This window comes from Sphingomonas sp. 22176, assembly GCF_052045505.1.
Lineage (GTDB): Bacteria > Pseudomonadota > Alphaproteobacteria > Sphingomonadales > Sphingomonadaceae > Sphingomonas.
This window is the reverse complement of the sequence record NZ_JBQEPL010000001.1, coordinates 417805-441404: the sequence shown is the minus strand read 5'-3', so window position 1 is coordinate 441404 and position 23600 is coordinate 417805. Positions and strand designations below refer to the sequence as shown.

The following is a 23600-nucleotide window of genomic DNA, read 5'->3' as shown; positions in this document are numbered from 1 at the left end:
TCACCCCATGATGCCGAGCAGCGCGAGGATCAGCAGGAACAGCGAGGCGATGATGGTGATGAACCACAGCAGCACGCCGGTGCGCAGGATCGCCGACCACCAGCGGATCTGATAGGCCTGCTTGAGCTGCCGGCACATGTGCACCGGCGGTACAAAGAAGGCCAGGGTGCCGAGGACGTTGGTCGGCACATGCACTGCGCTCAGCAGCGTGATGACGATGAACAGCAGCGACATCGCCGCGATCGAATAGGTGACGAACACCGCGTGATCGTAGAGCTTGTACTGCCGCTTCCAGAAGAACAGCAGCCACACGAAGGGCAGCGACAGCGGAATCAGCAGCCACGAGAATTTGTAGATGCTCGACTGCAGCTTGTAGAGCATCAGCGCGGGGTTCTTCTTCCACTTCTCGATGCCGTGATCGAGCGTGTGCCAGCCGGTATGTCCGCTGAAATCGTCCGCGTCTGCCTCAATCCCGATCGAGGTATTCTCGCCCAGCTGCGCGATCGAGGCCTTGTACCGTCCAATCTTCTGGTTCGCCGCCGCAATATCCTGCTGCAGCTCGGCACGATCGGTATCGCTCGCATCCAGCTTGGCGAGCTTGGCGGCCTTGCGGTCGCGGCCTGCTTCCTCCTTGGTGATCGATTGCTGGAGCACCACGGCAGGCTTGACGCTGTTGGTATCGAGATCGGTCGGCGTCGAGATGCCGAGGATCTGGAAGATGGCGAACATGGTGAAGATCGAGAACAGGAACATCGCCATCGGCGAGACGAAGCGCGCCCGCTCGCCGGCGATGTAGCGGCGAGTCAGGTCGCCCGGCCGCCAGGCGAGCAGCGGCAGCGTGCGCCACATCTTGCCTTCGAAATGCGCGACGCCGTGGAGCAGCTCGTGCCCGATCGCGCCCAGCGAGCGGTGGACGTGCCCCGACTGGCCGCATTCATGGCAATGCGGGCCGATCAGCGCGGTCCCGCAATTCAGGCAGATCGTGCCGTGATGCCCATGCCCATGGCTTTCCCCGGCATGCGGCTCCACCGCACGGCCGAGCATGCCCCCCATCACCAGTTCGCCGGCTGCGTCGAATTCCCCCATGGGCCCTGAGGCTATCAGCTTCGCGACGCCCATGCTAGCATCTGCAACATGGCCGATAGTGACACGCCCGACACCCAGATGCTGATCGCCGACATGGGCCGCCGCGCCCGCGTCGCCGCCACGGTGCTGGCGGCGCTGCCAAGCCCGGCCAAGGCGCAGGCGTTGCGCTCGGCCGCCGCGGCGATCCGCGCGTCGCAGGACGCGATCCTCGCCGCCAATGCCGAGGACATGGCCGCCGGCAAGGCGAGTGGCCTGTCCGACGCGATGCTAGATCGGCTGCTGCTCGACGCCAAGCGGATCGAGGGCATGGCCGCCGGCATCGAGGCGGTTGCGGGCCTGGAAGATCCCGCCGGCAGCGTGCTCGACGAGCGGACGCGACCCAATGGCCTGGTGCTCAAGCGCATACGCGTGCCCATCGGGGTGATCGGCATCATCTACGAGAGTCGCCCGAACGTCACCGCCGACGCCGGCGCGCTGTGCCTGATGTCGGGCAACGCCGCGATCCTGCGCGGCGGGTCGGAAGCGATCCGCAGCAACCGCGCGATCCATGCCGCGCTGGTGCAGGGGCTCACCGAGGCAGGCCTGCCCGCCGACGCCATCCAGCTGGTGCCGGTGACCGATCGCGCCGCGGTGGGTGCGATGCTCACTGCCGAGGGGTTGATCGACATGGTCGTGCCGCGCGGCGGCAAGAGCCTGGTCGCGCGGGTACAGGCGGAGGCGCGGGTGCCGGTGCTCGCGCATCTCGACGGGATCAACCACAGCTATGTCGATCGCGCCGCCGATCCGGCGATGGCGCAGGCGCTCGCGGTCAACGCCAAGATGCGTCGCACCGGCATCTGCGGGGCGACCGAGACGCTGCTGATCGACCGCGGCTTCGCCGACCCGAAGCCAATCCTCGCGGCGCTGGCCGAAGCTGGCTGCGAGCTGCGCGGCGATGCCCAGGTGCAGGCGCTCGATCCACGCGTGCAGCCGGCGACCGACGAAGACTGGGATACCGAATATCTCGAGGCGATCCTCTCGGTGAAGCTGGTCGACGGCATCGAGGGCGCGTTGGCGCACATCGCCGCGCACAGCTCGCACCACACCGACGCGATCATCACCGAAGACGCCGACACTGCCGCGCGCTTCCTGAACGGCGTCGACAGCGCGATCGTGATGTGGAATGCCTCGACCCAGTTCGCCGATGGCGGCGAGTTCGGGCTGGGTGCCGAGATCGGCATCTCCACCGGTCGCCTCCACGCCCGCGGGCCGGTGGCGCTGGAAGGGCTCACAACGTACAAGTGGCTGGTGCTCGGCACCGGTCAGGCGCGGCCTTGAAGGCGTTGTATCGCTTGTATACATTGTTTGCATGAGCAAGACCGCCGTTATCACGGGTCGTGTTCCGGAAGCGATTTCGGATCAGCTGGATCGTCTGGCAGAGCGGATGGACCGTTCGCGATCCTGGGTGGTCTCGCAGGCCATCGAGGCGTTCGTCGCCGCAGAGACGCAGTTGCTCGATTCACTCGACGAAGCCGAACGGCAGATCGATCGCGGCGAATTCCGGACGCAGGCGCAAATGGAGGATTGGGTCGCCGAGTTGCGGCGCGGTCCGGCGGCCTGAGTGGCGGACCCTCGATGGGCGAACCTCGCCCTTGCGGATCTCGAGGCGATCGTGCGCCATCATCAATCCAGCGACCCGGCACTGGGCGTCGAACTGGTCGAACGCATCGTCGCGGCGGGGGCATTTCTTGCGCAGCTGCCCGAGGCGGGGCCGCTCACGATCCGCGGGCGTCGCAAATGGCAGGTGCCTAAAACCCCCTATCTGCTCTTTTATCGGGTTGCACCCGATCACATCCGCGTGCTCCGCGTCCTGCATGGCGCGCGCGATCTTGCGGGACGGCAATGAAGCGCATCGGACTTCTCGGGGGCTCGTTCAATCCGGCGCATCGCGGGCACCGGCGGTTGTCGCTGCACGCCCTGCGCGCGCTCGATCTGGACGAAGTGTGGTGGATGGTGTCGCCCGGCAATCCGCTGAAGGACAAGGCCGGCATGGCGCCGTTCCAGGCACGCATGGCCTCGGCGCGGGCGATGGCGCGGCATGCGCCGATCCGCCCCACCGCGATCGAGAAGCGGATGAAGACCCGCTATACCGCCGATACCCTCACCAAGCTGCCCCGGCTCTATCCGAATCACCGCTTCATCTGGCTGATGGGCGCGGACAATCTGGCGCAGTTCCATCGCTGGGAACGGTGGCGGCACATCGCCCGTCAGGTTCCGATTGCGGTTATCGCGCGTCCGGGGTATGACAGGGGCGCCCATGCAAGTCCTGCAATGGGTTGGCTGCGGCGCGCTGTGCGGCCCGCAGGCCAGGCGAAACACTGGACGCGATGGAGATTGCCGGCACTTGTGCTGTTGCGCTTCCGCCCCGATCCGACGTCGGCAACACGCCTTCGGGCTGCCGATCCTGCCTGGCACCGGCGATTCCTCGGCACCTCTCCGGATATGGAAAAGGAAGGGCCGGCGCCGTCTCCACTCACTTTGCACAGACAGTCGCTAGACTAGGAGCAACCTTGGCCACTTCCCCCAATATGCAGCGTTCGAACGACGCCGACAGCGTCGAAGCGCTGCATAGGCTCGTGCTCACCTCGCTGGAGGACGATCAGGCGGTGGAGACCGTTTCGATCCCGCTCGCCGGCAAGAGCAGCATCGCCGATTACATGGTGATCGCATCGGGTCGCTCGACCCGGCAGGTCGCCTCGATGGCGATGAAGCTGGCCGACAAGATCAAGGCCGAGCAGGGCCGCACGCCCCGCGTCGAAGGCCTGCCGGCCGCCGACTGGGTGCTGATCGACGCGGGCGACGTGATCGTCCACCTGTTCCGCCCGGAAGTGCGCAGCTTCTACAATCTCGAGCGGATGTGGTCGTTCGAGGGCCAGGCCTGATCTGATACCGAAGGTCCGCGCGCAATGCTGCTGCACATCGTCGCGCGCGGCCGGATTGGGCGCAGCCCCGAGGCCGAACTGGTCGACCGCTATCTGAAGCGGGTGACCTGGGGCACGCGCGTCACCGAACTGCCTGATACCGGCGGCAAGATACCGGTGCTTGCCCCCGGCACCCGCGTGGTGATGCTCGATGAGCTCGGCGAGAACCTGCCTTCCAAGACGCTGGCCACCCGGCTTGGCGCCTGGCGCGACGACGGGGTGCGCGAGACGCGCTTCCTGATCGGCGCGGCCGACGGATTCGACGATGCCGATCGCCGGGCGGCGGATATGCTGCTCAGCTTCGGCAAGGCGACCTGGCCGCACATGATGGCGCGGGCGATGCTTGCCGAGCAGCTGTGGCGGGCGGTCTCGATCCTCGCCAACCATCCCTATCACCGCGAAGGCTGATGGGCCTGGCGCGCGGCCTCGGCATCGCGGCGGCGCTGGTCGCGATCGGCGTGACCGGCGTGCTCGCCCAGCCGCAGCCCGACGCTACCCAACAGAGCGCGCGTTTGGTGATGGCGGCGTCCCAGGCCGCGCTGGCCGCCGAACGACGGGCGGCCGAACTCGACCGCGCTGCCGCCGGCGAACGCGATAGCGAAGCCCGGGCCCGCGCCGAGCAGGCGGCAGCGGCGCAGCGGATCAAGGCGGCGGAGGCCGAGCAGGCCGCAGCCGAAGCGCGCGCGGCGCTGCTCGACCGCTTGCTTGCCCGCCAGCGCACCGCCTTTGCCGAACGCCAGCGGCCGGCGATCGAACTCGTCGCCGCGCTGCAGGCGATGGCCTGGCGCCCGGCGGTGCTGGCGCTCGCCCAGCCGGGATCGGCGCAGGATCTCGTCCATGTCCGCGCGACGCTGGCCAGCCTGTTGCCCGCGATCGAAGCGCGGAGTGTCGGCGTACGGGCGGACCTGGCGCGCTCGGAGGCACTGCGCGTCGCGGCGAGCAAGGCAGTCGCCGAGCTGCGCACCCGGCGCACCGCGCTCGAATCGCGGCGACTGGCCGCGCTCCAGCTCGAATCCGAGCACCGGCTGCGCGCGATGACGCTGGGCCGCGATGCGCTGGTAGAATCGGATCGCGCCCTGGCGCTGGGCGAGAAGGCGCGCGACCTCGCCGCCGAGCAGGACCGCAGCCAGAGTGCCGCGCAGGTGCGATCGGACCTGCTCGTCCTGGGCGGCCCGCTGCCCCGTCCCGGCACCTTGGCCGATCGGGTAACCGGCCCCGGACCCTATCGCCTGCCCGTCACCGGCCAGCTCGTCACCGGCTTCGGCGAGATTTCGCCCGCCGGCGTCCGCGCCCGCGGTCCAAGCTTTGCGGTGCAACCGGGGTCCGCGGTCGTCGCGCCCGCCGCCGGCACCATCGCTTATGCCGCGCCCTTCGCCGGCTATGGCCAGGTCGTGATCATCGACCATGGCAAAGGCTGGACCAGCCTCATTTCGGGCTTTTCCACGCTGGCCGTTCGCCCGGGCGCCAAGGTCGCGCAAGGCGCAACCCTCGGCACCGCCGGCCCGCGTATCACCGTCGAGCTGCGCCGCCGCGGGCAGCCGCTGGACCTGACCCAATTGCTCGACTGACACCGCGTGCAAATCCCGCTAGTCTGGCCTACATTACCAGGGTCGCCCTTCCGGAAAGTCTCTTGATGCTGCGTTCGTTTCTACAGGTTTCCGCCGCCGTCGGCGCACTTGCGATCATTCCCATCACATCCGGTGCCATGGCGGGGGTCGATACCAGCAGCTATCGTGAGCTCGACACCTTCATGGAAGTCTACAACACCGTTAAGGCGAATTACGTCGAGAAGGTCGACGACAAGACGCTGGTGAAGGGCGCGATCGAAGGCATGCTCGCCGCGCTCGATCCGCACAGCAGCTATGCCGACGGGCTAGATTTCGACAATCTCAAGATCCAGACCGAAGGCAATTACGGCGGCCTCGGCCTCACCGTCACCCAGCAGGACGGGGCGGTGAAGGTGATCGCGCCGAACGACGACGGCCCCGCCGCGCGCGCTGGCATCAAGGCGGGCGATTACATCACCCATCTCGACGGCAAGTTCATCGTCGGCGGTAGCCTGGACGAGGCGATCACCCAGATGCGCGGCAAGCCGGGCACCAAGATCGCGCTCACCATCGTGCGCCCCGGCGCCGACAAGCCGCTGCAATTCACCCTGACCCGCGAGATCATCACCCAGAAATCGGTGAAGGCGGACGTCAAGGACGGCGTGGGCATCATCCGCATCAGCACCTTCACCGCGCATACCGGCGGCGACACCGCGCTGGCGATCCAGGAGATCGACAAGAAGCTGGGCCACAAGCCGCTCGGCTATATCCTCGACCTGCGCAACAATGGCGGCGGCCTGCTGACCGAGGCGATCGGCGTGTCCGACGTGTTCCTCAACCATGGCGAGATCGTATCGCAGCGCGGCCGCGAGAAGACCGATATCGAGCGCTATTATGCCGAAAGCGTGTTCCCGGGCGACCTCGCCAAGGGGCTGCCGGTGATCGTGCTGACCGATGCCGGCACCGCCTCCGCCTCCGAAATCGTCGCCGGTGCGCTGCAGGACCATCACCGCGCGCTGGTGCTGGGCGTGCGCAGCTTCGGCAAGGGATCGGTGCAGACCATCCTGCCGATGGGCCCGCACGCCGCGCTGCGCCTCACCACCGCGCGCTATTTCACCCCTTCGGGCCACTCGGTGCAGGAAGGCGGCATCAAGCCCGACATCGCCGTGCCGCAGCTGAGCGATCCCGACTACAAGTCGCGGCCGGAGCTGCGCGAGGCCGATCTGCGCCGCCACCTGATCAACATGGAGAAGGTGGACGATAGCGTGCTGGAATCGGACGACACCCCCGATCCGCGCTTCACCGCCACCGCCGACGAGCTGAAGAAGAAGGGCATCACCGACTTCCAGCTGACCTATGCGGTGCAGACGCTCGCCCGACTGGGCAAGGCGCCGGCTGCGAGCGCCGCCAAGTGAGCCGCAATCTGGGCAGGATGCCGCGCAACGTTCCGGTGCTCTCGCGCTGGCTGGCGCTGCTGCTGCCGCTGGCGCTGCTCGGCGGGGCGATCGGGTCGCAGTTCATCGGCGGCTTGGTGCCGTGCGAGATGTGCGTGTGGCAGCGCTGGCCGCATCTGGCCGCGATCATCGTGGCAGGGCTCGCCTTCTTCGTACGCGGGCGGCGGCAGGTGGCGGCGCTGGTGCTACTCGCCGCGCTGCTGATCGCGGTGAGCGGCGCGATCGGCGTCTATCATGCCGGTACTGAATATCATTGGTGGCAGGGCATCACCGAATGCACCGCCGCGCCGCGCCAGGGCTCGCCGATGGAGATGCTCACCCAGGCACTCCGCGCGCCGATCGTCCGCTGCGACGTGCCCCAATGGACGATGTTCGGAATCAGCCTGGCCGGCTATAACGCCATCTTCTCGCTGGGCGGCGCGGTGATGATCGCGCTGCTCGCAACGCGAAAGGCAGTGCGATGAGCTGGAAGCCCGGGGATCGTCGGGAAGGGCATGACGCCATGGTCCGGGTGGACCAGGCCGGCGAATATGGCGCGACGCGAATCTATGCGGGGCAGCTCGCGGTGATGGGCGATCGCACCCCCACCGCGCGCACCATCGCCGGCATGGCCAACCAGGAGGAGCATCACCGCGCCTTTTTCGACGCGCTGATCGCCAAGCGCGGCGTGCGACCAACGGCGCTCCAGCCCTTCTGGGACGTGGCGGGTTTCGGCCTCGGCGTCGTCACCGCGGCGCTGGGGCCGCAGGCGGCGATGGCCTGCACCGCGGCGATCGAGACCGAGATCGACCTTCATTACCAGCAGCAGCTCGAGCAATTGGGCGACGAGGATCCGGAACTGCGCGATGCCGTCGCGCGATTCCGCGATGAGGAGATCGAGCATCGCGACACCGCGATCGCCTCGGGCGCGGAAAGCACGCCCGGCTATCCGGTGCTCTCGGCGCTGATCCGTGCAGGATGCCGGTTCGCGATCGGCGTGTCGAAGCGGATCTGACAGCGGCTATTCAGGCGCGCCCCGGCAGGGTGGCGCGCACCAACAGGAGGAACGCAGGTGCTCAAGAGGATCGCCATCATCACCGCGGCCGCTGCGGCGCCGCTGCTCGCCGCGGTGCCGGCGCATGCCCAGAACGCCGTCCAGAACGGCGTGCTGATCATCTACGGCAACGACAAGTGCCCGACCAACAAGAATGGCGAGGAAATCGTCGTCTGCCAGCGTCTGGACGAGGGCGAGCGTTTCCGCATCCCCAAGAACATCCGCGACAGCACCCCGACCGTCCCGCAAAAGGGCCAGTCCTGGGCGGTACGCTCGCAGGATGCGCTGACCACGGGCAATTTCGGCACCAACAGCTGCTCGACCGTGGGCGCCGGCGGCGGCACCGGCTGCTTCGTCAAGCAGGCGACCGCAGCGCGCGAGGAACGCCGCGCGCAGAAGAAGGCCGAGACCGACCTGCCGCTGCCCTGATCGGCTCAGGCCGGCGCGCGGGTGATCCACGCGGGCGCCGGCAGCCGCACCGCATCGGCGATCAGCCACAGCATCGCCACGCCGCGCACGCTTGCGGCTATCAAGATGTCCTGATGCGTCGCATAGGGCCAGGCGTTGGCCAGCCCTGCGAGCCACCAGAATTCCGTCACATAGGCGGCGATGTCGCCGATCACGAACAATGCGATCGGTGCCAGGCGCGGACTGGTCATCACCAGCAGCGGGTAGAGCCACAGGTCGAACTGCGGCGACCAGACCTTGTTGGTGAGCAGGAACCAGGCGAGCACCGGGGTGAACAGCGCCCAGGGCCGTTCGCGGTGCTTCCGCCAGCCGATCGCGACGATCGCCGCCGCACCGGCCAAAAAGGCGAGCGACGCGGCAAGATTGCGGTGCGCGGTGTCGGTCACCCACACGCCTTGATCGGAGAGGACCGACCAGGTGGCGGCGACGGTGCCCGCGCGCGCTTCCGAGAAGCGGTAGAATTCGGACCAGTTCTCCGGCGCCACCAGCGCCACCGGCAGGTTCACCGCTGCCCAGGCGCCGATCGCTGCCACCACGCAGCCTGCGGCCGTCGTCACCCGTGCGCGCCAGGCCTGCCCCGGCGCGGTCAGCGCCGCCAGCCCGATCAGCGGCAGCAGCAGCACCGGGAACAGCTTCGCCGCGGCCCCGAGTGCGGCGAGGGCGGCGGCCAGCACCAGGCGCTGTCGGCGCGCGGCCAGCATCGCCGCTACTGCCAGCGTCACCGCGCCCAAATCCCAGTTATGGCCGAGATAGAGGACCAGCGGCGGCGCACACGCCCAGAGCCATAGCCGCGCGCGGTTCATGCCTTCGCGGACAAACATCGCCAGGATCAGCCCGGCCAGCAGCGCATTGCCGAGCGACACCATGGCGAGGAAGGTTGCACCGTCCGCACCCGCCCCGAACAGCCCGCGGGCCAGCGCGCCCTCGATCCAGATCTGCAGCCCGGTGAGCACCGGATATTCCATCGGCGTCTGGAAATAGGGGATCCGCCCCTCGCCGACATGGCGCTCGACCCAGAAGGGCGGGGCGTCGCTGTAGCAGCCACTGATATACTGGATCGCGCCGCTCCAGCCCTGCGGCATGCAATGCGCCTTGAACACCCAGCCGAGCAGGCAGGTGAGCGCCATGCCGAGTGCCAGCGCCCGCACGCGCCCGTCGATCCGCTGAATCATGCCCGAAACCCTCCGGTCGGCGCTGGTACAGGGCCGATGGCCGAGCGTCCATCTGGACAGCAGGTGTTTGAGAACATAGATGGAACGGATGGCGCAACTCGACACCCGTGCAAAGCTGGCGATCCTCGCCGATGCGGCGAAATACGATGCTTCCTGCGCGTCCTCGGGCACCGCCAAGCGCACGTCGAAGGACGGCAAGGGGCTGGGCTCCACCACCGGCATGGGCATCTGCCATGCCTATGCGCCCGACGGCCGCTGCATCAGCCTGCTCAAGATCCTGCTGACCAACAGCTGCATCTTCGATTGCCATTACTGCATCAACCGCAAGAGCTCGAATGTGCGCCGCGCGCGATTCACGCCCGCCGAAGTGGTCGAGCTCACGCTCAACTTCTACCGCCGCAATTATATCGAGGGGCTGTTCCTCTCCTCCGGCATCATCCGCTCGTCCGACTATACGATGGAGCAGATGGTCGAGGTGGCGCGGAGCTTGCGCGAAGACCATCATTTCCGCGGCTATATCCACCTCAAGACGATTCCCGATGCCGATCCGGCGCTGATCCACCAGGCGGGTCTCCACGCCGATCGCCTGTCGATCAATGTCGAGCTGCCCACCGTTGCCGGGCTCAAGCGGCTCGCGCCCGAGAAATCCGCGCCGCAGATCGAAGGCGCGATGCTCGGCATGCGCAGCGCGATCGAGGACGGCGCGGATGCGCGGAAGCGCTATCGCTCGGCACCCAAATTTGCGCCCGCCGGCCAGTCGACCCAGATGATCGTCGGCGCCGATGCCGCGACCGACGGCGACATCATCGATCGCGCCGCCGGGCTGTACGGTCGCTTCGGCCTGCGCCGCGTCTATTATTCGGCATTCAGCCCAATTCCCGATGCCAGCACGGTGCTGCCGCTCCAGCGTCCGCCGCTGATGCGCGAGCACAGGCTGTATCAGTCGGACTGGCTGATGCGCTTCTACGAATATCGCCCCGACGAGGTGGCGCAGGCGGTGGACCCGGCGACGGGCATGCTGCCCCTCGACATCGATCCCAAGCTTGCCTGGGCGCTGCGCTTCCGCGATCGCTTCCCCGTCGACCTCAACCGTGCCCCGCGCGAGGCGCTGCTGCGCGTGCCGGGGCTGGGGACCAAGGCGGTCGCCTCGATCGTCGCCGCGCGGAAATGGCGGCGGCTGCGGCTGGAGGATGTCGCGCGGCTCACCGTCTCGCTGGCCAAGATCCGCCCGTTCATCGTCACCGCCGACTGGCGCCCGGTGGCGCTGACCGACAAGGCCGATCTCCGCGCCTGGATCGCGCCCAAGAAGGAGCAGCTGGAGCTGTTCGCGGCGTGAGGGCGGGCTTGCGAACGACTCGCGGGAGCAACCTAGCGCAGGGCCGCCGGTTGGGTCTGGGAAACCAGGGAGATACCCACATGGCCGACCAGCCCCGCATCTTCGCCGACCTCATCGCCGATCACGATCGCCAGCGCGAGCTGATCGCCAAGATCGACGCCACCTCGGGCGACAGCCCCGAGCGCCGCGACCTGTTCGAGCAGCTCCGCCTCGAACTCCAGTCGCACGCCGCAGCCGAAGAAGAGTCGCTCTACGCGACGATGCTCGCCAACCCGGAGCTGCGCGAGGATGCGCGGCATTCGGTGTCCGAGCACAAGGAAGTCGATGACCTGCTCGGCGAGCTGATGGACATCGAAATGTCGTCCTCGGCCTGGCTTTCGAAGTTCCGCGCGATGAAGGACCGCTACCTCCACCATATCGACGAGGAGGAGGAAGAGATGTTCCCCACCGCCGAGAAGGAGCTTTCGGCGGAAGAGGAAGAGCGGCTCGGCAAGATCTTCGAGAAGCGCAAGCCCAAGGAACTGGAGCGCGCCGAAGCACACCCGCCGGGCGACGAGCGCGAATAAGCGTTGCGCGCCGTAACGCTTGCCGCCGAGGATGATTTCGAGGGCTGGCGCGATGCGGCGCGGGCGCTGGCCCAGGCGCATGTCGCGCCGCCCGAGGTGGTGTGGCGGGTAGGCGAGGGCGGCGGCGATCTGTTCGCCGCCGAAGCCGCCCCGCCGCCGGCCGCCAACGGTACGCAACTGCGTGTTCCCAAGGCGTTCGTGGAGCTGGCGCAGGCCGTCATCCTCCATTCGGACCCGCAGCGTTTCTCCCTCCTCTACACGCTGCTTGCCACCGATCCGCACCGGATCGAGGACCGCGCCGACCCGCTGGTCCGCCGGTTGGAGCTGATGGCCAAGGCGGTGCGTCGCGACATCCACAAGATGCGCGCCTTTGTCCGCTTTCGCGAACTGGTCGACGAGAGCGGCCCGCGCTTCATCGCCTGGTTCGAACCCGAACATCACATCGTTCGGGCTAATGCCCGCTTCTTCGTCGAGCGCTTCGCGAGCATGCGCTGGTCGATCCTCACCCCCGAACTCTCCATCCACTGGGATGGCACGACGCTGAGCGAAGGCACTGCCGCTACCCGCGGCGATGCGCCCGCCGACGATCCGGTCGAGGCGGTGTGGAAGACCTATTACGCCTCGATCTTCAATCCCGCCCGCCTCAAGACCGGCGCGATGCTCAAGGAAATGCCGCGCAAATACTGGAAAAACATGCCCGAAACCGCGTTGGTCAAGGAGCTCGTGGCCGGTGCCCGGGCGCGGGAGACGGCGATGGTGGAGACGGCACGCACGTCGGTCGGCGGCAATGTCGAGAGCGCCTGGGAAGCGCTGCGCGACGAGGCGGCGGCGTGCACCCGCTGCCCGCTCTACAAGCCCGCCACCCAGACGGTGTTCGGCGAGGGGCCGCTCGACGCCGATATGATGTTGGTCGGCGAGCAGCCCGGCGACCAGGAGGATCTCGCCGGCCGTGCGTTCGTCGGCCCTGCGGGGCAGATGCTGAACAAGGCGCTCGACGAAGCGGGGATCGATCGCGCCCGCGTCTACGTCACCAACGCGGTCAAGCACTTCAAGTTCGAGCCGCGCGGCAAGCGGCGCATCCACGCCAAGCCCGATGCCGGGGAGATCACTGCCTGCCGCTGGTGGTACGAGCAGGAACTGGCGCTGGTCCGCCCCAAGCTGGTCATCGCGCTCGGCGCGACGGCCGCCCGCCAGATCACCGGCAAGGCGGCGACCATCTCCAGGCTGCGCGGTCAGAAGCTGGCGCTCCCCGAGGGCGGCACCGGCTGGGTGACGGTGCACCCCAGCTACCTCCTCCGCCTGCCCGATGCCGACGCCGCAGCGCAGGCGTACCAGGAGTTCGTCGCCGATCTGCGCGCCGCCTGGGCCTTGCTCTAGCGCCGGAAGCCGCGTCAAAAGGGGCGCATGATGAAGACGATAATGGGCGCCGCGCTGGCGCTGCTGCTGCCGCTGTCCGCCTCGGCACAGGATTTTTCGAAGATCCCGCTGACCATGTTCGCGCTGAGCGGCTGCTGGCAGGGCGAAGGCGAAGTGCGGGGCAAGCCGGTGACGCTCACCCTCACCGCCTATCCCACCCTGGAACGGACGATGTTCGCGATCGATGCCACCAGCGTTGCGGTCGCGGATGCCAAGGATCGCTATGCCGCCCACCTGCTGTTCGGCGCGGTCGGCGAGGACGGCGGCATCGCCGGCCTCTGGGCGGATAGCTTCGGCGCCGCCTATACCGCCACCGGCAAGGGCGCGCTGACCGGCGACGGCTTCACGATCACCTATGCATATCCCGACGCCGAGTTCGTCAATCGGTGGCGCAAGCGCGAGCGCATGCTCGAATGGCAGATCACCGCGAAGGACAAGGCGGGCAAGGAGACGGTGTTCGCGCACTACACCCTTCGCGACACCAAGTGCCGCTAGGCGGCGGATAGCGCCGCGCCCCTTGCGCGAAACGATCCGCACGCCGATGTTTGGGCTTTAACACCTGTCCTGTAAGGGGCGGGCGATTGGCATTGGACGCATTGGGGATTTTGGTGGCAGATCCATACGTAACGCTCGGGGTGGCGCGTAGCGCGAGCGAGGACGAGATCAAGAAGGCCTATCGCAAGCTCGCCAAGGAGCTGCACCCCGATCGCAACAAGGACAATCCCAAGGCATCGGAGAAGTTCAGCCAGGTCACCCAAGCCTATGACCTGCTGACCGACAAGGACAAGCGCGCCCGCTTCGACCGGGGCGAGATCGACGGCGACGGCAACCCGATCGCGCCGTTCGGCTTCGGCGCAGGCGCGGGCGGCGGCGGGGGCGGTTTCCGTCCCGGCGGCGGCCAGTTCGATTTCGGCGGCGGCGAAGCCGATATCGGCGACATCTTCGAGGGTCTGTTCGGCGGCGGCAAGCGCGGCGGCGGCGGCGGCGGGGGCGGCTTCAGCGGCGGGTTCGGCGGCTTCGGCCGGCGCCCGCAGCCCAAGGGCGCCAACATCGCCTATCGCCTCGCCGTGTCCTTCGAGGATGCCGCCAAGCTTGCGCCGCAGCGGATCACGCTCAAGGACGGCAAGACGATCGACCTCAAGCTGCCCGCCGGCGTCGAGGAAGGCACCCAGATGCGCCTCGCCGGCAAGGGCGAGGAAGGCCCGGGCGGGGCGGGCGATGCGATCGTCACGATCGAGATTCAGCCGCATCGCTTCTATGTGCGCGACGGCGACGACATCAAGCTCGACCTGCCGGTGACGCTGGCCGAGGCGGTGCTCGGTGCGCAGGTGCGCGTGCCGACCCCCGACGGCCCGGTGATGCTCACCGTCCCCAAGGGATCGAGCTCGGGCAAGGTGCTGCGCCTCAAGGGCCGCGGCTTCCACAAGCGGGGCGGGGCACGCGGTGACCTGTTCGTCACGCTGATGGTCGAACTGCCCGTCGACGACGATGCCCTGATCGAATTTGCGCAAGGATGGAAGAACCAGGGGAACCCGCGGGGACGCATGGGCGTCTGACCCCGCGTGGACGAACCGACGCGCGCCTCGATCTCGCCCCAGTCGCCTGAGGGACGGCGGCTGGGCGTCGGCGGGAAGGTCCCCCGTCGGCTGGCCGAGCTCGGCGTTACCGAACGCATGTTCGAGATCACCAAGCGCGTCGCGATCGGTACCTTCAACGACGGCTTCACCTATGCGGGCAACCTCGCCTACCTCTCGCTGGTAACGCTGTTCCCCTTCTTCATCGTGGCCACCGCGCTGGCGAGCCTGGTCGGGCGCACCGGCACCGGCGTGCACGCGCTGGAGGCATTCCTTCAGACCGTGCCGCCCGACGTCGCCAAGCTGCTGCGCGAACCGGTGATCGAAGTGCTGCACGGCCGCACCGGCGGGCTGTTGTGGCTGGGCGCGCTGGTCGGCCTGTGGACCACGGCCGGGTTCATCGAAACCATCCGCGGCATCCTGCGCCAGGCGTACGGCACCAGTTCCAGCACGCCCTTCTGGCGCTACCGGCTGGCGTCGATCGGGATGATCGTGGCGGCGGTGCTGCTGGTGATGCTGGCCTTCACCTTCCAGGTGATCCTCACCGGCATCGAACAATTTCTCTACCGCGTACTCCCGCTCGCCACCGAGGCGCAGCACTTCGCCTCGGCGAGCAAGGCGGTGCCGGCCTTCGCCCTGTTTGGCGCGCTCTACGTGCTGTTCTTCGCCCTCACGCCGTCGCGCTATCGGGCGCGTTGCTACCCCAAATGGCCGGGTGCATTGTGCACGACGCTATGGTGGCTCAGCGTCACCGGCGGGCTGCCTTTGGTGCTGTCGACGCTGGGCGGCTACGGCGCCACCTATGGCAGCCTGGCGGGCGTGATGGTCGCGCTGATCTTCTTTTTCCTGGTGGGACTCGGCCTCGTCGTAGGGGCGGAACTCAACGCGGCTCTGGCGGAAGTGCCCGAAGCCGGTCTAGAGGGAGACCAAGCACAGGAGATTCAGAAGACGTGACCGGATTGATGCAAGGGAAGCGCGGGCTCATCATGGGCCTCGCCAACGACAAGTCGCTGGCATGGGGCATCGCCAAGGCACTGCACGCCCAGGGCGCGGAGCTGGCCTTTTCCTATCAGGGCGATGCGCTGCTCAAGCGGGTGAAGCCGCTGGCGGAGCAGGTTGGCTCCGATTTCCTGATCGATTGCGACGTGGCGGACATGGCCGCGCTCGACACCACGTTCGAGACGCTGGCGGCGCGCTGGCCGACGATCGATTTCGTCGTCCACGCGATCGGCTTCTCGGACAAGAACCAGCTGCGCGGCCATTATTACGACACCACGCTCGACAACTTCCTGATGACGATGAACATCTCGGTGTACAGCTTCACCGCGGTGGCGCAGCGCGCGCAGCGGATGATGCCGAACGGCGGCAGCCTGCTGACGCTGAGCTATTACGGCGCCGAGAAGGTGGTGCCGCACTATAACGTGATGGGCGTCGCCAAGTCGGCGCTGGAGACCTCGGTCAAGTATCTGGCGATGGACCTGGGGCCGGAGAATATCCGCGTCAACGCCATCTCGGCAGGCCCGATCCAGACGCTGGCGGCGCGCGGCATCGGCGACTTCAACTACATCCTCAAGTGGAACCAGCTGAACTCGCCGCTGCGCCGCAACGTGACGATCGAAGATGTCGGCGGCGCCGGCCTCTATCTGCTCTCGGACCTGGCATCGGGCGTGACCGGCGAGACCCACCATGTCGACGCCGGCTACAACGTCATCGGCATGAAGGCCGAGGACGCGCCGGATATCGCGCTGGCGTAAAGGGTGCGGGGCGGCCACGTGCCGCCCACCCCGTTCAGCCTGCGCCGGTTAAATCCTCGGCGAACAGCCAGGCGCGCGCTGCCTCGATATCTTCGAACACCGACGCTTTCGGCCGCGCTTCGGCAATCCGGCGCGTCTGGCGGCGCGTGAGCATGGTCGTGGCAACGAAGGCGAGCCGCTCTGCCCACATTTCCGGCGCATCGATGCGCAGGCTTCGCAATGCCGTATCGGTGGTTTCCTGCGGCAGCACCTGCACGCCCCGCACGTCATACAGCGTGACGTGCTTTCCGGGGCCTAAGGACAGGATCTTCTCACGCACCGACTCGGCGATCCAGCCGACATCCTCGGGAGAAGGAATGCCGGTGATGGTAACCGTGATCAGGCGGCGGAGGAGATCCACCTCGATGCTGAAATCCACGGCGTAGGAGGGGGAGGGCTGCGAAGCGCCCGCCCCCGTCAACCGCGCACCACGCCCAGCTCGTGGAACGGCTTGGGCTCTTCGGGCGGGCGGGCCGGCTCGTTGAGCTCGCACTGCCAGATGCCGACGTCGATCCACTGGCCGTGCTTGTACCCCGCCTCGCGGAACACGCCGGTGCGGCGGAAGCCCACCGCCTCGTGCAGCGCGATCGAGCTGTCGTTGGGCAGCGTGATCATCCCGAAGGCATGGACGAAGCCCTGCGCGCGCAGCGTATCGACCAGCGCCTCGTAGAGCAGCCGCCCAGCGCCGCGGCGCTGGGCCGTGTCGGCCATGTAGATCGTGCTTTCGACGACATAGCGATAGGCCGGGCGCTCGCGGAACTTGCTCGCATAGGCATAGCCGATCACCCCGCCATCGACGCCGTCGCCATTAGTGGCGACCAGCCAGGGGTAATAGCCCTCGCTCGCCGCCATCCGTGCCGCCATCGCGGCGGCGTCGGGCGGCTCGATCTCGAACGAGGCGGTGCCCGTCAGCACGTTCGGCGCGTAGATGGCGGCGATCGCCGCTGCGTCGTCCGGCGTGGCGGCGCGAATTCCGATCACTTCAGTGCTCCCATGGCGAATTGCAGAAGGGCAAGGTCGCTCGGCTGTGCGCTCGGCACGCCCAGCGCCATGCATTCTAGGCAGCGCGCCTGGACCGATCCGCTGGCGGTCAGTCGCTTGGCATCGCCCAGCGCCTGGGCGAGCAGCATGCGGCGCTCCTCGCCGATCCGGGCATAGGCGTCGCTGCCGGAGGGGGCATCGGCCCAGTTGCCGTCATCGTCATCGTCATTGCCGAGCGCGCCGAGGAAGCCGGCGACCGCCGCGGTCAGCGCATTGGGCTTCTTGGCGAGATAGACCGGGCGCACCTTGGCGGGATCGAGATTGGCGCGCTTGGCGGCCTCGGCGATGGCGTCGTTCAGCCCGCCGAAGCGATCGACCAGGCCGATCTGCCGCGCGATGCCGCCGATCCACACCCGGCCCTGGCCGATCTCGTCGACCCGCTGCGGCGTCAGCTTGCGCGACGCGGCGACCAGCCCGACGAAGCGGCCATAGCCCGCCTCGATCGCCGATTGCAGGATCGTGTCCACCGTGGCGTTGGTGCCGCCATAGACGCTCGGCTGGCCGGTGAGCGGCGTGCTCTCCACCCCGTCGGTGGTCACGCCGATCTTGGCGAGGCTGTTCTCGAAGGTGGGAATGATGCCGAAGATGCCGATCGATCCGGTGATCGTGTTCGGCTCGGCGAAGATCACGTCGCCCGCGGTCGACACCCAATAGCCGCCGCTCGCCGCCAGACCGCCCATCGAGACGACGATCGGCAGCTTCTGCGCCTTCGCCTGCAGGATCGCCTGGCGCATCTGCTCCGAGGCCATCGCCGAGCCGCCCGGCGAATCGACGCGGACGACCAGCGCCTTGAGCTTGCCGTCCTTGAGCCCGTCGAGCACGAGCTTGCTGACGGTATCGCCGCCCGCGGTCCCTGCGCCGCCCTTGCCGTCGACGATCTCGCCGGCGATGGTGATCACGCCGATCGCATCGCCGCTGGTCGGCAGCGGATTGGCCTGGAGCCAGTCGGCGAGCTTGATGCCGTTGAAATTGCCGGCGCGGGCGCCGTTCGGCGCACCCACCAGTTGCGCGACGTGCTTGCCGAAGGCGATCCGGTCGCCGAGCTGGTCCACCAGGCCATAGGCTTTGTTGGCGCTGGCGATGTTGCCCTTGGCGGCGGTGATCGCTACGTCGGGCTTCATCAGGAAATCGGCGATGCGGGCCTTTGGCCGTGCCTTCAGGATGCCGTCGCGCCACTGGTCGAGCAGGCCGCCATAGAGCGCGGTGTTCGCCTCGCGTGCCTCGGGCGACATGTCGGCGCGGATATAGGGCTCCACCGCCGACTTGAACTTGCCGACCTTGTAGACGTGGACGTTGATGCCGAGCTTCTCGGTCAGCCCCTTGTAATAGAGCTGGCGGCCGCCCGGGCCCATGAACAGCGATCCGCCCATCGGGTGGACCCAGATCTCGCTGGCATTGGCCGCGATCTGGTAGCCGCTGTCGGTATAGGCGGTGGCATAGGCGAGCACCGGCTTGCCTGCGGCGCGGACGCGGCCGACCGCGGCGGCGACGTCGCTCACCGTGGCGGGATAGCCGCCGAGGAAGCTGTCGAGATCGAGCACCACCGCCTTGACGCGGGAATCGGTGCGGGCGGCGTCGAGCGCGCGGATCACGTCCCGCGCGCCGACCTGGCCAGCGGCGCGGGCGCCGCTCACGCTGGACAGCGGATCGGCCTCGCTCGGCTGCTCGACCAGGGCGCCGTTGAACGCGACGATCAGCGCGCCGTCGCGAATCGTCGCCGGAGTCGGTCGGTGCGACAGCGCCGCGAACAGTGCGGAAAAGAACAGGAGGAGCAGAACCAGGACGAGCAGGTCCTTGATTCCGACGAGTATCTTCCAGGCGGTACGAACCAGCTTCACCGGCGGCTCCTCAAAGGGTATTCCACCAGCGGTGCTACCGGATGCGCGCAGGCGAGGCAACGACCCGTCTTATCGATCCAACACGCTGAAAAAAGTTCCCGTCGCACCCGTTGACGAAGCAAATTCCGGTTCACATATCCGAGCTGTTAGCACTCCGGGGGACCGAGTGCTAAACATCGAAATCCAACCTGAAAGAGGATCAGGCGCAATGAGCTTCCGTCCGTTGCACGATCGCGTGCTTGTCCGCCGCGTCGAGGCCGAAGAAAAGACCGCTGGCGGGATCATCATCCCCGACACTGCCAAGGAAAAGCCGCAGGAAGGCGAGATCGTCGCCGTCGGCACCGGCACCAAGGCCGAAGATGGCAAGGTGACCCCGCTCGACGTCAAGGCAGGCGACCGCGTCCTGTTCGGCAAGTGGTCCGGCACCGAAGTGAAGGTGAACGGCGAAGACCTGCTGATCATGAAGGAAAGCGACATCCTCGGCATCGTCGGCTGAGCGATCTCGCACACTCTTCAACTACCTGAAACTTAGCGAAATTTGAAAGGGCAGTCCCATGGCAGCCAAGGACGTAAAGTTTTCGCGCGACGCTCGTGAGCGCATCCTGCGCGGTGTCGACATCCTCGCCGACGCGGTGAAGGTCACGCTGGGCCCGAAGGGCCGCAACGTCGTGATCGAGAAGAGCTTCGGCGCGCCCCGCATCACCAAGGACGGTGTGTCGGTCGCAAAGGAAATCGAGCTCAAGGACAAGTTCGAGAACATGGGCGCGCAGATGGTGCGCGAAGTGGCCTCGAAGACCAACGACATCGCCGGCGACGGCACGACCACCGCGACCGTTCTGGCGCAGGCGATCGTCCGCGAGGGCATGAAGTCGGTTGCCGCCGGCATGAACCCGATGGACCTGAAGCGTGGTATCGACCTCGCCGTCACCAAGGTCGTCGAGGACGTCAAGGCGCGCTCGAAGCCCGTCTCGGGTTCGCAGGAAGTTGCCCAGGTCGGCATCATCTCGGCGAACGGCGACCGTGAAGTCGGCGAGAAGATCGCCGAGGCGATGGAGAAGGTCGGCAAGGAAGGCGTGATCACCGTCGAAGAGGCGAAGGGTCTCGAATTTGAGCTCGACGTCGTCGAAGGCATGCAGTTCGACCGCGGCTATCTCTCGCCCTACTTCATCACCAACCCGGAGAAGATGGCGGTCGAGCTCGCGGATCCGTACATCCTGATCCACGAGAAGAAGCTGTCGAACCTGCAGTCGATGCTGCCGATCCTCGAAGCGGTCGTGCAGTCGGGTCGCCCGCTGCTGATCATCGCCGAGGACATCGAGGGTGAGGCTCTGGCCACGCTCGTCGTCAACAAGCTGCGCGGCGGCCTGAAGGTCGCAGCGGTCAAGGCACCGGGCTTCGGCGACCGTCGCAAGGCGATGCTGGAAGACATCGCCGTCCTGACCAAGGGCGAAGTGATCAGCGAGGACCTCGGCATCAAGCTCGAGACCGTCACGCTCGGCATGCTCGGCACCGCCAAGCGCGTCACGATCGACAAGGACAACACCATCATCGTCGATGGTGCCGGTGAAGCCGAGTCGATCAAGGCCCGCACGGAGCAGATCCGCCAGCAGATCGAAGTCACCACCAGCGATTACGACCGTGAGAAGCTCCAGGAGCGTCTCGCCAAGCTCGCCGGCGGCGTGGCCGTGATCAAGGTCGGCGGTGCGACCGAAGTCGAGGTGAAGGAGCGCAAGGACCGCGTCGACGACGCGCTGCACGCAACCCGCGCAGCCGTTGAAGAAGGCATCGTCCCCGGCGGCGGCACGGCCCTGCTGTACGCAACCAAGGCCCTCGAAGGCCTGGCCGGTGCGAACGAGGACCAGACCCGCGGCATCGACATCGTCCGCAAGTCGCTGACCGCGCTGGTGCGTCAGATCGCGCAGAACGCTGGCCAGGACGGCGCCGTCGTCTCGGGCAAGCTGCTCGACCAGAACGACACCTCGTTCGGCTTCAACGCCGCGACCGACACCTACGAGAACCTCGTGGCTGCCGGCGTGATCGACCCGACCAAGGTGGTGCGCACCGCACTGCAGAACGCGGCTTCGGTCGCCGGCCTGCTGATCACCACCGAAGCCACCATTGCAGAGCTGCCGGACGACAAGTCCTCGGCTCCGGCAATGCCGGGCGGCATGGGCGGCATGGGCGGCATGGACTTCTAAGTCCGCGCCCGACGCAAAAAGAGGGGCCGGCGGAGCGATCCGCCGGCCCTTTTTTCGTGCCCATCGTTTTAGCGAGCCGCCATCGGCGCCTTCGCCCCCCTCCCGTTTGCGGGAGGGGATTTTGGGTCAGCGCTCCTTCAGCCCGGCCATCCAGCCGCGTACCGTATCGGCCGCCTCGCTGACCGCGTGGCTGCCCCGCCCGAACAGCCCGGCCAGTTCCGCCTCCACCCGGTGCAACGCGTCGCCGTCCTTCTCGGGCAGCGGCGGCAGAATGTGCGCGAAATAGCTCTTGCCGAGCAGCCGGTGGAGCAGCCGCTCGCCGGGGAAGGGCTCACCGTTGTTGAGCGCCCGCGCGCCCCGCAGCAGGTTGCGGATATCATACTGGGTGGGGCTGATGTCGGGCACCTGCTTCAGCACATTGAGCAGCGTGTACACCCCGATCCGCGCCGTGCGGATCGAGCTTTCCATCGTGAAGACGATGTCGTTCGCCGTCTCGACGAACTGGCCGACCAGCGCGAGGTTGGTGCAGCCTTGCGGCACCACCGCCGGTCGGTCGCCCGCGGCGCGCGGCATGAACTCGGCGGTGATGTAGGGCATGAGCGCGAGGCGGACCTTGGTTGCGTCGAGGACCGCGGCGACCTGGTCCTCGGCCATGCCGAGATGGTGGCACAGCTCCTCCAGGATCTCGCGCCCGGTACAGTCGGGCATGGCCTTGGAGACCTTGTCGCCGGGCACGTCCATCCGCAGCGCATAGACCCAGAGCACCAGCACGTCCTCGGGCTGGTCGGGGAAGTGCGGCTGGCGATTGCAGGTTACGCTGAGCAGCCACTTGGAATCGGTGAAGGTGATGATCCCGCCGGTGACGGTGCGCCCCGAATAGGGATCGTTGACCGACAATTCCTTCAGCCGCTCGACCAGCGGCGAGGGCCGGCAGGTGAGCGTCGCCGATTCCCACATCGAGCGGGCGATATCGCCGCAGAACTTGTCCGGCTTGCCGAACACCGGGGACTGGGCGGCGAGGTTGCGCCACAACGTCCAGTCGCTGTCGGCGCCGGGCTCGTGCGCCCCGCGCGCCAGCACCGGCGCCTGGTCCATGTCGCCATAGGCGGTGCCCTCGGTCATCGAGCCCGGCAGCACGAAGACGAGATCCTGCGCCGCCACCGGCAGCACCGTCGCGGCGCCGGCCACCATCGCGCGAATCCCGGTGGCCGTCCGCTGCTCGCCGTCCACGGTAAAGTCGAGGTCATAGGCGCGGGTGTCGAACTGGAAGCGCACGCCCTGCTCGCGGAGCATCTTCGTCAGCGGCCGCACGAAGCTGTCGAACTGGTCGTATTTGGGAAACACGACCACCGACATGTCGGCAAAGCCGTCCACCGAATCGAGGAAGCGGTGGAGGTAGAGCTTCATTTCCAGCAGGCTGTGCCACGCCTGGAAGGCGAACATGGTGCGGAACAGCGCCCAGAAGTTGGTCTCGAAAAAGCCCGGGTTGAAATAGCCCTGGATCGTGGTGTCGTTCACCTCGTCCTTGCGCTTGAGCAGCAGCCGGACGATCTCCCACTGGTCGTTGCGCGACAGGCCGAAGGTGCGGAAGTCCTTGATCACCCCCCGCTGGTGCATCAGCCGCGCCTTGGAATAATTGGGGTCGCGGTCGTTCACCCAGCGATATTCGTCGAGCACGCTATAGCCGGCGGGGAGCTCCAGCGCGGGCACGTCCTGGAACAGGTCCCACAGATTGTCGTAGTTCCAGTTCATCTCGCGGCCGCCGCGGATCAGATAGCCACGCTCCGCATCGCCCGCGCCGTCGAGCGAGCCGCCCTCGATATGCGCGGCATCGAGGATGGTGATGTTGGCGGGCGGCATATGGCCATCGCGGATCAGGTAGAAGGCCGCGGCGAGACCGGCGATACCGCTGCCGACGATCCACGCCTTGCGCGCTTCCACCCCCGGCGTCGGCAGCGGCCGGTTGCGGGCATAGGGGCTCCAGAAATCGGGCGGCGGCAGCGCGTTCTCGGGCCGCTGGCTCCAATAACCGGCAGTGGTATCCGGCGCATGCGCGAAGCCATGCGGCGCGGCGTTGGCTTGGGCGGCAAGCCATTTGGGGGTGGAATGAGCCATGGT

Annotated in this window: 26 protein-coding genes; 20 read left to right on the top strand and 6 right to left on the bottom strand. The window is 67.4% G+C overall.

The window, feature by feature from the left end; all coding sequences use genetic code 11:
• The gene (locus ACTJKY_RS02040) at positions 1-1086 is read right to left on the bottom strand and encodes a DUF3667 domain-containing protein (protein ID WP_440843842.1); all 1086 of its coding nucleotides are present in this window, start codon (positions 1084-1086) and stop codon (positions 1-3) included.
• A gap of 48 nt (positions 1087-1134) precedes the next feature.
• Between ACTJKY_RS02040 and ACTJKY_RS02035 the strand changes: the two genes are divergently transcribed.
• The 11 genes from ACTJKY_RS02035 (at position 1135) to ACTJKY_RS01985 (ending at position 8509) form a co-directional block, all read left to right on the top strand.
• Entirely contained in the window at positions 1135-2403 is a 1269-nt protein-coding gene (locus ACTJKY_RS02035) for a glutamate-5-semialdehyde dehydrogenase (protein WP_440843841.1), read from the top strand.
• 31 nt (positions 2404-2434) lie between these two features.
• The gene (locus ACTJKY_RS02030) at positions 2435-2686 is read left to right on the top strand and encodes a CopG family ribbon-helix-helix protein (RefSeq protein ID WP_440843839.1); all 252 of its coding nucleotides are present in this window, start codon (positions 2435-2437) and stop codon (positions 2684-2686) included.
• Positions 2687-2971, top strand: coding sequence for a type II toxin-antitoxin system RelE/ParE family toxin (locus ACTJKY_RS02025; protein WP_440843837.1), 285 nt, complete (start codon positions 2687-2689; stop codon positions 2969-2971).
• A complete protein-coding gene (locus ACTJKY_RS02020) occupies positions 2968-3627 on the top strand; it encodes a nicotinate-nucleotide adenylyltransferase (protein WP_121072598.1) in 660 nt (219 codons plus the stop codon). Before ACTJKY_RS02025 ends, ACTJKY_RS02020 begins: the two co-directional genes overlap by 4 nt.
• Positions 3628-3653: 26 nt before the next feature.
• The gene (gene rsfS, locus ACTJKY_RS02015) at positions 3654-4007 is read left to right on the top strand and encodes a ribosome silencing factor (RefSeq protein ID WP_093296138.1); all 354 of its coding nucleotides are present in this window, start codon (positions 3654-3656) and stop codon (positions 4005-4007) included.
• 24 nt (positions 4008-4031) lie between these two features.
• Complete coding sequence (locus ACTJKY_RS02010; protein ID WP_440843835.1) at positions 4032-4454, top strand: 23S rRNA (pseudouridine(1915)-N(3))-methyltransferase RlmH; 423 nt, start codon at positions 4032-4034, stop codon at positions 4452-4454.
• Complete coding sequence (locus ACTJKY_RS02005) at positions 4454-5614, top strand: murein hydrolase activator EnvC family protein (RefSeq protein WP_440843833.1); 1161 nt, start codon at positions 4454-4456, stop codon at positions 5612-5614. The genes ACTJKY_RS02010 and ACTJKY_RS02005 overlap by 1 nt, the downstream gene beginning before the upstream one ends.
• 65 nt (positions 5615-5679) lie before the next feature.
• Entirely contained in the window at positions 5680-7008 is a 1329-nt protein-coding gene (locus ACTJKY_RS02000; RefSeq protein WP_440843832.1) for a S41 family peptidase, read from the top strand.
• Between the two features lie 17 nt (positions 7009-7025).
• Positions 7026-7511 (top strand): disulfide bond formation protein B, encoded by a 486-nt coding sequence (locus ACTJKY_RS01995; RefSeq protein WP_440843831.1) that lies wholly within the window; start codon positions 7026-7028, stop codon positions 7509-7511.
• Entirely contained in the window at positions 7508-8041 is a 534-nt protein-coding gene (locus ACTJKY_RS01990; RefSeq protein ID WP_440843829.1) for a demethoxyubiquinone hydroxylase family protein, read from the top strand. Before ACTJKY_RS01995 ends, ACTJKY_RS01990 begins: the two co-directional genes overlap by 4 nt.
• A 57-nt stretch (positions 8042-8098) precedes the next feature.
• Positions 8099-8509: a hypothetical protein gene (locus ACTJKY_RS01985; RefSeq protein WP_440843828.1), complete on the top strand. Its 411-nt coding sequence runs from the start codon at positions 8099-8101 to the stop codon at positions 8507-8509.
• Positions 8510-8514: 5 nt separating this feature from the next.
• Here the strand turns inward: ACTJKY_RS01985 and ACTJKY_RS01980 are convergent, their stop codons facing one another.
• On the bottom strand, positions 8515-9720 hold the full coding sequence (locus ACTJKY_RS01980; RefSeq protein WP_440843826.1) for a glycosyltransferase 87 family protein: 1206 nt from the start codon (positions 9718-9720) through the stop codon (positions 8515-8517).
• An 88-nt stretch (positions 9721-9808) separates the two neighbouring features.
• Between ACTJKY_RS01980 and ACTJKY_RS01975 the strand changes: the two genes are divergently transcribed.
• From ACTJKY_RS01975 to fabI, 7 genes are all read left to right on the top strand, one after another.
• A complete protein-coding gene (locus ACTJKY_RS01975) occupies positions 9809-11056 on the top strand; it encodes a putative DNA modification/repair radical SAM protein (RefSeq protein WP_440843824.1) in 1248 nt (415 codons plus the stop codon).
• Between the two features lie 80 nt (positions 11057-11136).
• Positions 11137-11622 carry a hemerythrin domain-containing protein gene (locus ACTJKY_RS01970; RefSeq protein WP_121072583.1) on the top strand — a complete coding sequence of 162 codons (486 nt, stop codon included), beginning with the start codon at positions 11137-11139 and terminating at the stop codon, positions 11620-11622.
• Between the two features lie 3 nt (positions 11623-11625).
• Complete coding sequence (locus ACTJKY_RS01965; protein ID WP_440843823.1) at positions 11626-12999, top strand: UdgX family uracil-DNA binding protein; 1374 nt, start codon at positions 11626-11628, stop codon at positions 12997-12999.
• A 27-nt stretch (positions 13000-13026) separates the two neighbouring features.
• Entirely contained in the window at positions 13027-13533 is a 507-nt protein-coding gene (locus ACTJKY_RS01960) for a hypothetical protein (protein WP_440843822.1), read from the top strand.
• Positions 13534-13646: 113 nt separating this feature from the next.
• Entirely contained in the window at positions 13647-14594 is a 948-nt protein-coding gene (locus ACTJKY_RS01955; RefSeq protein ID WP_440843821.1) for a DnaJ C-terminal domain-containing protein, read from the top strand.
• Positions 14595-14600: 6 nt separating this feature from the next.
• The gene (locus tag ACTJKY_RS01950; RefSeq protein ID WP_440843820.1) at positions 14601-15566 is read left to right on the top strand and encodes a YihY/virulence factor BrkB family protein; all 966 of its coding nucleotides are present in this window, start codon (positions 14601-14603) and stop codon (positions 15564-15566) included.
• Complete coding sequence (gene fabI, locus ACTJKY_RS01945) at positions 15563-16366, top strand: enoyl-ACP reductase FabI (RefSeq protein ID WP_440843819.1); 804 nt, start codon at positions 15563-15565, stop codon at positions 16364-16366. The genes ACTJKY_RS01950 and fabI overlap by 4 nt, the downstream gene beginning before the upstream one ends.
• 34 nt (positions 16367-16400) lie before the next feature.
• Here the strand turns inward: fabI and ACTJKY_RS01940 are convergent, their stop codons facing one another.
• Genes ACTJKY_RS01940 through sppA form a run of 3 tightly spaced genes read right to left on the bottom strand, consistent with a single transcriptional unit; the run spans position 16401 to position 19284 of the window.
• Positions 16401-16784, bottom strand: coding sequence for a hypothetical protein (locus tag ACTJKY_RS01940; protein WP_440843817.1), 384 nt, complete (start codon positions 16782-16784; stop codon positions 16401-16403).
• 38 nt (positions 16785-16822) lie between these two features.
• Positions 16823-17386: an N-acetyltransferase family protein gene (locus tag ACTJKY_RS01935; RefSeq protein WP_440843815.1), complete on the bottom strand. Its 564-nt coding sequence runs from the start codon at positions 17384-17386 to the stop codon at positions 16823-16825.
• Positions 17383-19284, bottom strand: a complete 1902-nt coding sequence (gene sppA, locus ACTJKY_RS01930; protein WP_440843814.1) for a signal peptide peptidase SppA — start codon at positions 19282-19284, stop codon at positions 17383-17385. Before sppA ends, ACTJKY_RS01935 begins: the two co-directional genes overlap by 4 nt.
• Positions 19285-19492: 208 nt before the next feature.
• Here sppA and groES point away from each other — a divergent pair, with 208 nt between their 5' ends.
• A complete protein-coding gene (gene groES, locus ACTJKY_RS01925; RefSeq protein WP_440843813.1) occupies positions 19493-19780 on the top strand; it encodes a co-chaperone GroES in 288 nt (95 codons plus the stop codon).
• 58 nt (positions 19781-19838) lie between these two features.
• On the top strand, positions 19839-21482 hold the full coding sequence (gene groL / locus ACTJKY_RS01920) for a chaperonin GroEL (RefSeq protein ID WP_440843812.1): 1644 nt from the start codon (positions 19839-19841) through the stop codon (positions 21480-21482).
• A 126-nt stretch (positions 21483-21608) separates the two neighbouring features.
• On the opposite strand, the gene ACTJKY_RS01915 is transcribed toward groL, so the two are convergent.
• The gene (locus ACTJKY_RS01915) at positions 21609-23597 is read right to left on the bottom strand and encodes an oleate hydratase (protein ID WP_440843811.1); all 1989 of its coding nucleotides are present in this window, start codon (positions 23595-23597) and stop codon (positions 21609-21611) included.
• Positions 23598-23600 lie beyond the last annotated feature (3 nt).

Excerpts from the sequence above, each read along its gene's own strand:
- ACTJKY_RS02035 (WP_440843841.1), top strand. The coding sequence starts at position 1,135 with ATGGCCGATAGTGACACGCCCGACACCCAGATGCTGATCGCCGACATG.
- ACTJKY_RS01975 (WP_440843824.1), top strand. The coding sequence starts at position 9,809 with ATGGCGCAACTCGACACCCGTGCAAAGCTGGCGATCCTCGCCGATGCG.
- ACTJKY_RS01960 (WP_440843822.1), top strand. The coding sequence starts at position 13,027 with ATGATGAAGACGATAATGGGCGCCGCGCTGGCGCTGCTGCTGCCGCTG.
- groL (WP_440843812.1), top strand. The coding sequence starts at position 19,839 with ATGGCAGCCAAGGACGTAAAGTTTTCGCGCGACGCTCGTGAGCGCATC.
- ACTJKY_RS01915 (WP_440843811.1), bottom strand. The coding sequence starts at position 23,597 with ATGGCTCATTCCACCCCCAAATGGCTTGCCGCCCAAGCCAACGCCGCG.
- ACTJKY_RS02005 (WP_440843833.1), top strand. The coding sequence starts at position 4,454 with ATGGGCCTGGCGCGCGGCCTCGGCATCGCGGCGGCGCTGGTCGCGATC.
- rsfS (WP_093296138.1), top strand. The coding sequence starts at position 3,654 with ATGCAGCGTTCGAACGACGCCGACAGCGTCGAAGCGCTGCATAGGCTC.
- ACTJKY_RS01980 (WP_440843826.1), bottom strand. The coding sequence starts at position 9,720 with ATGATTCAGCGGATCGACGGGCGCGTGCGGGCGCTGGCACTCGGCATG.
- ACTJKY_RS01995 (WP_440843831.1), top strand. The coding sequence starts at position 7,026 with ATGCCGCGCAACGTTCCGGTGCTCTCGCGCTGGCTGGCGCTGCTGCTG.
- ACTJKY_RS02010 (WP_440843835.1), top strand. The coding sequence starts at position 4,032 with ATGCTGCTGCACATCGTCGCGCGCGGCCGGATTGGGCGCAGCCCCGAG.
- ACTJKY_RS01970 (WP_121072583.1), top strand. The coding sequence starts at position 11,137 with ATGGCCGACCAGCCCCGCATCTTCGCCGACCTCATCGCCGATCACGAT.
- ACTJKY_RS02020 (WP_121072598.1), top strand. The coding sequence starts at position 2,968 with ATGAAGCGCATCGGACTTCTCGGGGGCTCGTTCAATCCGGCGCATCGC.
- ACTJKY_RS02030 (WP_440843839.1), top strand. The coding sequence starts at position 2,435 with ATGAGCAAGACCGCCGTTATCACGGGTCGTGTTCCGGAAGCGATTTCG.
- ACTJKY_RS02000 (WP_440843832.1), top strand. The coding sequence starts at position 5,680 with ATGCTGCGTTCGTTTCTACAGGTTTCCGCCGCCGTCGGCGCACTTGCG.
- ACTJKY_RS02040 (WP_440843842.1), bottom strand. The coding sequence starts at position 1,086 with ATGGGGGAATTCGACGCAGCCGGCGAACTGGTGATGGGGGGCATGCTC.
- ACTJKY_RS01990 (WP_440843829.1), top strand. The coding sequence starts at position 7,508 with ATGAGCTGGAAGCCCGGGGATCGTCGGGAAGGGCATGACGCCATGGTC.
- groES (WP_440843813.1), top strand. The coding sequence starts at position 19,493 with ATGAGCTTCCGTCCGTTGCACGATCGCGTGCTTGTCCGCCGCGTCGAG.